The sequence below is a fragment of the Pseudomonas sp. NFACC24-1 genome, from assembly GCF_900115235.1.
Lineage (GTDB): Bacteria > Pseudomonadota > Gammaproteobacteria > Pseudomonadales > Pseudomonadaceae > Aquipseudomonas > Aquipseudomonas fluorescens_AA.
Genome location: NZ_FOVS01000052.1, coordinates 21,524 through 29,447, shown reverse-complemented (window position 1 = coordinate 29,447; position 7,924 = coordinate 21,524). Strand labels below are relative to the sequence as shown.

The window sequence follows — 7,924 nt, the reverse complement described above, 5'->3', positions numbered from 1 at the left end:
CGTGTATCTGTCAAGCGGTTATTTTAAGAAGTTTTCAAAGTTTCGCTTCGGAAACCTCAACAACTTCAACCACTTGCGCTTCCGATCTCTCGTTAGCGGGAGGCGAATTCTACAGCGTTACTCGCTGCTGTCAACACCTCTTTTTCACCGCTTTCGACCGAGAAGATCGAACCGCACATAGAGCCAAACAACACCGCCCTATCTGCTTCTTCCGGACTTCGATGAACTGAAGCCCTGCGCCTTCGAAACCTACTTAACTCATTGAATCTCAAGGAGTTTTCCGTTTCGACTGCGCCGGAAGTGGGGCGAATTATAGACTTCCAGAATCTGCCGTCAACACCTATTTTCACAATTCTGTCACATCAGTCAAAAAGCCCCGTAAATACAGAGGCCGGCGCCAAGTGCGCCGGCCTCTTCACTGACTGACTACAAACTGGGGAAAGCGAATTGTGAAGCCTCATGGCTGGCACGCTGCGGCCAGCGCTGGGTAATTGCCTTGCGACGGGTATAGAAACGCACGCCGTCCGGGCCATAGGCGTGCAGGTCGCCGAACAGCGAACGCTTCCAACCGCCAAAGCTGTGATAGGCCACAGGCACCGGCAATGGAACGTTGACGCCCACCATGCCGACCTCGATCTCGTCGCAGAACAACCGCGCCGCTTCGCCATCGCGGGTGAAGATGCAGGTGCCGTTGCCATACTCGTGATCATTGATCAGTTGCATGGCCTCTTCCAGGCTGTTGACCCGGACGATGCACAGCACCGGCCCAAAGATCTCTTCCTTATAGATGCGCATCTCGGGGGTCACACGATCGAACAGGCAGCCACCGAGGAAGAAGCCCTCCTCATACCCAGCCACACTCAAGCCGCGACCATCGACAATCAGTGAGGCACCCGCCGTCACACCTTCTTCTATATAGCCACTGACCTTGTCCCGGTGCTGACCGGTCACCAACGGCCCCATGTCCAGCCCGCAAGACGTGCCGGCGCCGATCTTCAACGCCTTGATCTGCGGCACCAGCTTGGACACCAGTGCATCCGCCACCTGGTCGCCGACACACACCGCCACCGAAATCGCCATGCAACGTTCGCCGCACGAACCGTACGCCGCGCCCATCAACGCGCTGACGGCATTGTCCAGGTCGGCATCCGGCATCAGCACCGCATGGTTCTTCGCCCCGCCCAGTGCCTGGACGCGTTTGCCACGTCGAGTACCCTCGGCATAGATGTATTCGGCAATCGGCGTCGAACCGACAAAACTCAGCGCCTTCACTTCCGGCGCTTCGATCAGCGCATCCACCGCGGCCTTGTCGCCATGGACCACGCTCAAGACACCTTTGGGCAAACCGGCTTCCAACAGCAACTGGGCGATCAGCAACGTCGAACTCGGGTCGCGCTCGGACGGTTTGAGAATGAAGCAATTACCGCAGACGATCGCCAGCGGATACATCCACAGCGGAACCATCGCCGGGAAGTTGAACGGTGTGATGCCCGCCACCACGCCCAAGGGTTGAAAGTCTGACCAGGCGTCGATGTTCGGCCCTACGTTACGGCTGTACTCGCCTTTCAGGATTTCTGGTGCGGCACAGGCAAACTCGACGTTCTCGATGCCGCGCTTGAGTTCACCGGCCGCGTCTTCCAAGGTCTTGCCGTGTTCTTCGCTGATCAACTGGGCGATACGCGACTCGTTCTGCTCCAGCAATTGCTTGAAACGAAACATCACCTGCGCGCGCTTGGCCGCCGGCGTATTGCGCCAGGCCGGGAAAGCCGCCTTGGCGGCGTCGATAGCCTGCTGGATGGTCGCGCGATCAGCCAACGGCACCTTATGGATGGCCTGGCCAGTGGACGGGTTGAACACATCAGCGATGCGAGCACTGTCGCTCAGCAGTTCGCCATTGATCAAATGCGGGATGAGGCTCATGGGGGACTCCGGAATTACCCACAGGCGCCCGTGACCGGACGCCCGTTATCGAAAGCTATAGAGAGGGACGCATCAGTCGAGCTTGTTCAGCACTTCACCGACGGCGTCGAACAGGCGATCCAGGTCCTGCGGCTTGCTGTTGAACGTCGGCCCGAATTGCAGGGTGTCACCGCCGAAGCGCACATAGAACCCGGCTTTCCACAACGCCATGCCAGCCTCGAACGGACGCACGATGGCATCGCCATCGCGCCCGGCGATCTGGATCGCGCCGGCCAGACCATAGTTGCGAATATCGATGACGTTCTTCGCGCCCTTCAAGCCGTGCAATGCATTCTCGAAATGCGGGGCGATCTCGGCCACGCTCTGCACCAGGTTTTCCTTTTGCAGCAGATCCAGCGCCGCCAGCCCAGCCGCGCACGCCACCGGGTGCGCCGAGTAGGTGTAGCCGTGAGGGAATTCCACCGCGTACTCAGGCGTCGGCTGGTTCATGAATGTCTGGTAGATCTCGCTGCTGGCAATCACCGCGCCCATGGGGATCGCGCCATTGGTGACTTGCTTGGCGATGCACATCAGGTCGGGGGTCACGCCAAAGCTGTCGGCACCGAACATCGAACCGGTGCGACCGAAACCGGTAATCACTTCGTCGAACACCAGGAGAATGCTGTGCTGGTCGCAGATTTCCCGCAGGCGCTTGAGGTAGCCCTCAGGCGGCACCAGCACGCCGGCCGAGCCAGCCATCGGCTCGACGAACACTGCGGCGATGTTGGATGCATCGTGCAGTTCGATCAGCTTCAGCAGCTCATCGGCCAAGGCGATGCCACCTTCTTTCGGCATGCCACGGGAATAGGCGTTGCTGGCCAGCAAAGTGTGGGGCAAGTGATCGACATCCATCATCGCCTGGCCGAACAACTTGCGGTTGCCGCTGACACCGCCGAGGCTGGTGCCGGCGATGTTTACCCCGTGATAGCCACGGGCACGGCCGATCATCTTGGTCTTGGTCGCCTGGCCCTTGAGACGCCAGTAGGCGCGGACCATCTTCACCGCGGTGTCGGCACACTCGGAACCGGAATCGGTGAAGAACACGTGATTGAGACTGCCCGGGGTCAGGCTGGTGATTTTTTCCGCCAACTGGAACGACAGCGGATGACCATACTGGAACCCCGGCGAGTAATCGAGGGTGCCCAGTTGCTTGGCGACCGCTTCCTGGATTTCCTTGCGGGTATGCCCGGCGCCGCATGTCCACAACCCCGACAGCGAGTCGTACACCTTGCGCCCCTTGTCATCCACCAACCAACTGCCTTCGGCGGCGACGATCAGGCGCGGATCGCGCTGGAAATTACGGTTGGCGGTGTAAGGCATCCAGTGGGCATCGAGCTTGAGCTGGCTGGCCAGGAGACCGGCAGCGTGTTCGGGCATGTTCATCGACAAAACCTCGCAGGTCATAAGCGACAGGGGATCGAAAGGCGTTCTTGCAGCTAAGTTGCCACGGCGATAAAGTCGATGAAATGCAACTTTTGTAACCTTCAGTCGGTGGATCACTAAACTATGAGCGCACGTCGTCCCGATCCACTGGCCCAGGTCAGCGACTTTGATATCCGCCTGCTGCGCATTTTTCGCAGCGTCGTGGAATGCGGTGGGTTTTCCGCCGCGGAAACCGTGCTGGGCATCGGCCGCTCGGCCATCAGCCAACAGATGAGCGATCTCGAACAACGCCTCGGTTTGCGCCTGTGCCAACGCGGGCGCGCGGGTTTTTCCCTGACCGAGGAAGGCCGCGAGGTATATCAATCGGCGTTGCAGTTATTGAGCGCACTGGAAAGTTTTCGCACTGAGGTCAACGGCCTGCACCAGCACTTGCGCGGAGAGTTGACCATCGGCCTGACCGACAATCTGGTCACCCTGCCCCACATGCGCATCACCCACGCCCTGGCGCAATTGAAAGAGCGCGGGCCCGACGTGCAGATCCAGATCCGCATGATCGCCCCCAACGAAGTCGAGCAAGGCGTGCTCGACGGGCGCCTGCATGTCGGCGTGGTCCCCCAGGCCAGTGCCCTGTCAGGGCTGGAATATCAACCGTTGTACAGTGAACGATCGCTGCTGTACTGCGCGGTCGGGCATCCGCTGTTTTATGTCGATGACCAACAGCTTGAAGACGCTCGCCTCAACAGCCAGGACGCCATCGCCCCCACGTTCCGCCTGCCGGCCGAGATCCAGGCCCACTACCAGGCGCTCAATTGCACCGCGAGTGCATCGGACCGCGAAGGCATGGCGTTCCTGATTCTCACCGGGCGCTACATCGGTTACCTGCCTGATCACTACGCCAACCTCTGGGTCCAGCAAGGTCGGTTGCGGGCCTTGAAACCCGCGGCACGGTTCTATGACTTGAGCCTGGCGTCGGTGACGCGCAAGGGTCGCCGGCCTCATCTGGTGCTGGAGAGTTTCCTCGAGAGCCTGGCGGCCACCCGTTAACCCCCTGTGGGAGCGGGCTTGCTCGCGAAAGCGTTGTATCAGTCGACACCTCTATTGAATGACCCTCCGCTTCGCGAGCAAGCCCGCTCCCACAGGGGGCAGGTGACCGCCATCAAGAAGCTTTTAGTGTGATGGCACTTGTCGGATCGATGCCGGTGCGCTATCAACGCACTTGCTTGCCCACAGACCCAGCCCGGAAACGCCCATGACCTTTGAAGTCCCAGCCCACAGTGGCAAGCCCACCAGTCGCATTCGTCAAAAGAACGAAGAGACGATCCTCAAGGCTGCCGAAGATGAATTCGCTCGCCACGGGTTCAAAGGTACCAGCATGAATGCCATCGCCCTCAAGGCTGGGCTGCCCAAGGCGAACCTGCATTATTACTTCACCAATAAACTCGGCTTGTACGTGGCGGTACTGAGCAACATCATCGAATTGTGGGACAGCACCTTCAATACCCTCACCGCCGAGGATGATCCGGCCGAAGCCTTGACCCGCTATATCCGCGCCAAAATGGAGTTCTCTCGTCGCCAGCCCCAGGCATCGCGTTTGTTTGCCATGGAGGTGATCAGCGGTGGCGAATGCCTGACCGAGTATTTCAACCAGGATTATCGCGCCTGGTTCAATGGTCGGGCGGCCGTGTTCCAGGCCTGGATCGACGCCGGCAAGATGGACCCGATCGATCCGGTGCACCTTATTTTCCTGTTGTGGGGCAGCACCCAGCATTACGCCGACTTCGCCACCCAGATCTGTCGCGTGACCGGTCGCAGCAAGTTGACCAAGCAAGACATGATCGACGCGGGTGACAACCTGATCCGCATCATTCTCAAGGGCTGCGGCCTGACACCCACTCTTTAAGATCGCCATGCCCTTTACCCTTGCCGGTTTTTGCGAGTACCGCGAAGAAATTCGCAAAAGCCGCTTCATCACCTTCGCCGCGCCCATCACAAGCTCCGCCGATGCCCAAGCGTTCATCGAGCAGCACAGCGACCTGAATGCCACGCACAATTGCTGGGCCTGGAAACTTGGCGACCAATACCGCAGCAATGACGATGGCGAGCCAGGTGGCACCGCCGGGCGGCCGATCCTGGCTGCGATCGAAGCCCAGGCCTGCGATCAAGTCGTGGTGCTGGTGATTCGCTGGTACGGCGGGATTCAACTGGGCACGGGCGGGCTCGCCCGGGCTTACGGGGGCGGCGCGAACAAATGCCTGCAAAACGCCGAAAAAATCGAACTGATCAGCCGTGTGCCGCTGCACTGTAGCTGCGGGTTCGCCGAACTGCCCCTGGTGAAACTGCGCGTCGCCGAATGCGGCGGGCTGGTGAATGAAGAGCGCTTCACCGCCAATGGCGTAGACCTGCAATTGGCCGTGGGTGAAGCTCACATCGAAACCTTGCAAACGCAACTGGCCGACCTGAGCCGTGGACGGATCCTGTTGGAACGCTGAGTTCGCAGGCATGCAACCCTTCAGCGCATCGCGCAATCGTTCAACTTGCCCACATCCACTGTGCACCCGACTGTGGATAACCTGAGCACATTCCTCTGTAACCCTTCTGTCATGCGGGTTTCAGAGGCTTGCTCATTTTTTGTCCAAAGCCCTGCCCAACCGACAAATCCACCTGCAAAACAAAAGCTTGCAGGGGTTTATCACCTTTAGAAGAAAGCCTCGCAGTGCTTATGCCCGCATGTCCAGCTTGCTCACAATAACTGTGGAGCAATCTGTGGATAACCCGTTCATGGCTCCTCCCGCCCCAAGAAGATCACGGCTCGCGGTCGCTTGTTCAATTTTTAACCACCCATTTCAGGGCAAACCGATGCCTGCATGAAACATGCGCGCTCCAACCCGGTGCAGAATTTCCTGTTGCAGGTACCCAGGCCATTCGCAATATGGCCTTGGAGGCAGGACCAAGGTGCTTTTCCTGACCTTATGGCCAGGAAATTGCTTTATCCACAGGCATTCCTGTCCATCGGCTCGAGCCTGTCATGTCCAACCCCGACTCCATCGCGCGCCTGCAACTGCGCAAGATCAGCAAACGCTACCCCGGTTGCCTGGCCAACGACGCCATCGACCTGAGCATCCAGCCCGGCGAAATCCACGCCCTGCTCGGCGAAAACGGTGCGGGCAAAAGCACCCTGATGAAGATTATCTACGGCGTCACCCCTGCCGATTCGGGTGAAGTGATCTGGCAAGGCCAACGCGTCAACCTGCGTAACCCGGCCCAGGCCCGCAGCCTGGGCATCGGCATGGTGTTCCAGCATTTCTCTCTGTTCGAAACCCTCACCGTTGCACAGAACATTGCCCTGGCAATGGGCGCGACAGCCGGTTCGCCAGCCCAGCTGGAACCCCGGATTCGCGAAGTGTCCCGACGCTACGGCATGGCACTGGAACCGCAACGGTTGGTTCACAGCCTGTCGATTGGCGAGCGCCAGCGGGTAGAGATCATTCGCTGCCTGATGCAGGACATTCGGCTGTTGATTCTTGATGAGCCGACCTCGGTGCTCACGCCCGTGGAAGCCGAAGAGTTGTTCGTGACCCTGCGCCGCCTGGCGAGCGAGGGCTGTAGCATTTTGTTCATCAGCCACAAACTCGGAGAGGTGCGAGCCTTGTGCCACAGCGCCACGGTACTGCGGGGCGGGCGAGTTTCGGGGCATTGCACCCCGGCGCACTGCTCGGACCGGGAGCTGGCACAACTGATGGTCGGCGAAGCGGCCGGGCTGATCACGGACTACCCCAAGGTCAGCGCAGACAAAGCCTTCCTGCAAATCAACAAGCTGTCCTGGCACAACCCGGACCCGTTCGGCTGTTCGCTGAGGGACATTGATCTTGAGGTCTGCAGCGGCGAAATCGTCGGCATCGCCGGGGTGGCGGGCAACGGCCAGGATGAATGGCTGGCGTTGCTCAGCGGAGAAACGCAGCTACCCCGCCAGCAAGGCGAAACGATCCGATTCGCCGGTCAACCCGTCGCGCACCTGCGCCCCGATGCCCGTCGTCGACTCGGCCTGGCATTTGTCCCCGCCGAACGCCTGGGCCACGGTGCCGTGCCGCAATTGAGCCTGGCGGATAACGCCTTGCTCAGCGCTTTCCAACAGGGCCTGGTCAGCCATGGGCTGATTCGACGCCGCCAGGTCGAACACCTGGCCGAGGAAATCATCCGTCGCTTTGGCGTGAAGACACCTGACACCCGAACCCCGGCACGCAGCCTTTCGGGGGGCAACTTGCAGAAATTCATTCTTGGCCGGGAAATCCTCCAACAGCCAAAACTGCTGGTGGCCGCGCACCCGACCTGGGGCGTGGACGTCGGGGCGGCGGCGACCATCCATCGCGCCCTGATCGCTCTGCGCGATGCGGGCGCTGCCATTCTGGTGATCTCCGAAGACCTCGACGAACTGTTCCAGATCAGCGACCGCCTCGGCGCCTTGTGCGGCGGGCGCCTGTCGGCCTTGCGCCCCACGGGCGAGACCCGGCTCAGCGACGTCGGCGGCTGGATGGCCGGCCAGTTCGACGCCCCTCAATCCCCTGCCCCCGCGCCGGTATAACGG

Annotated in this window: 6 protein-coding genes; 4 read left to right on the top strand and 2 right to left on the bottom strand. The window is 60.3% G+C overall.

All coding sequences use genetic code 11. The annotated features are described in order from the left end of the window. Positions 1–426 precede the first annotated feature (426 nt). The gene (locus BM317_RS28535; RefSeq protein ID WP_092477088.1) at positions 427–1,920 is read right to left on the bottom strand and encodes a CoA-acylating methylmalonate-semialdehyde dehydrogenase; all 1,494 of its coding nucleotides are present in this window, start codon (positions 1,918–1,920) and stop codon (positions 427–429) included. 72 nt (positions 1,921–1,992) lie between these two features. Further along, a complete protein-coding gene (locus tag BM317_RS28530; protein WP_092177156.1) occupies positions 1,993–3,342 on the bottom strand; it encodes an omega-aminotransferase AptA in 1,350 nt (449 codons plus the stop codon). 123 nt (positions 3,343–3,465) lie between these two features. On the opposite strand from BM317_RS28530, the gene BM317_RS28525 reads away from it, so the two are divergent. From BM317_RS28525 to BM317_RS28510, 4 genes are all read left to right on the top strand, one after another. Next, positions 3,466–4,386 (top strand): LysR family transcriptional regulator, encoded by a 921-nt coding sequence (locus BM317_RS28525; protein ID WP_072410356.1) that lies wholly within the window; start codon positions 3,466–3,468, stop codon positions 4,384–4,386. Positions 4,387–4,591: 205 nt separating this feature from the next. Next, complete coding sequence (locus BM317_RS28520) at positions 4,592–5,242, top strand: TetR/AcrR family transcriptional regulator (protein ID WP_060739307.1); 651 nt, start codon at positions 4,592–4,594, stop codon at positions 5,240–5,242. 7 nt (positions 5,243–5,249) lie between these two features. Beyond that, entirely contained in the window at positions 5,250–5,831 is a 582-nt protein-coding gene (locus BM317_RS28515) for an IMPACT family protein (protein WP_092171205.1), read from the top strand. Between the two features lie 536 nt (positions 5,832–6,367). Next, a complete protein-coding gene (locus BM317_RS28510; protein ID WP_092171209.1) occupies positions 6,368–7,921 on the top strand; it encodes an ABC transporter ATP-binding protein in 1,554 nt (517 codons plus the stop codon). Positions 7,922–7,924 lie beyond the last annotated feature (3 nt).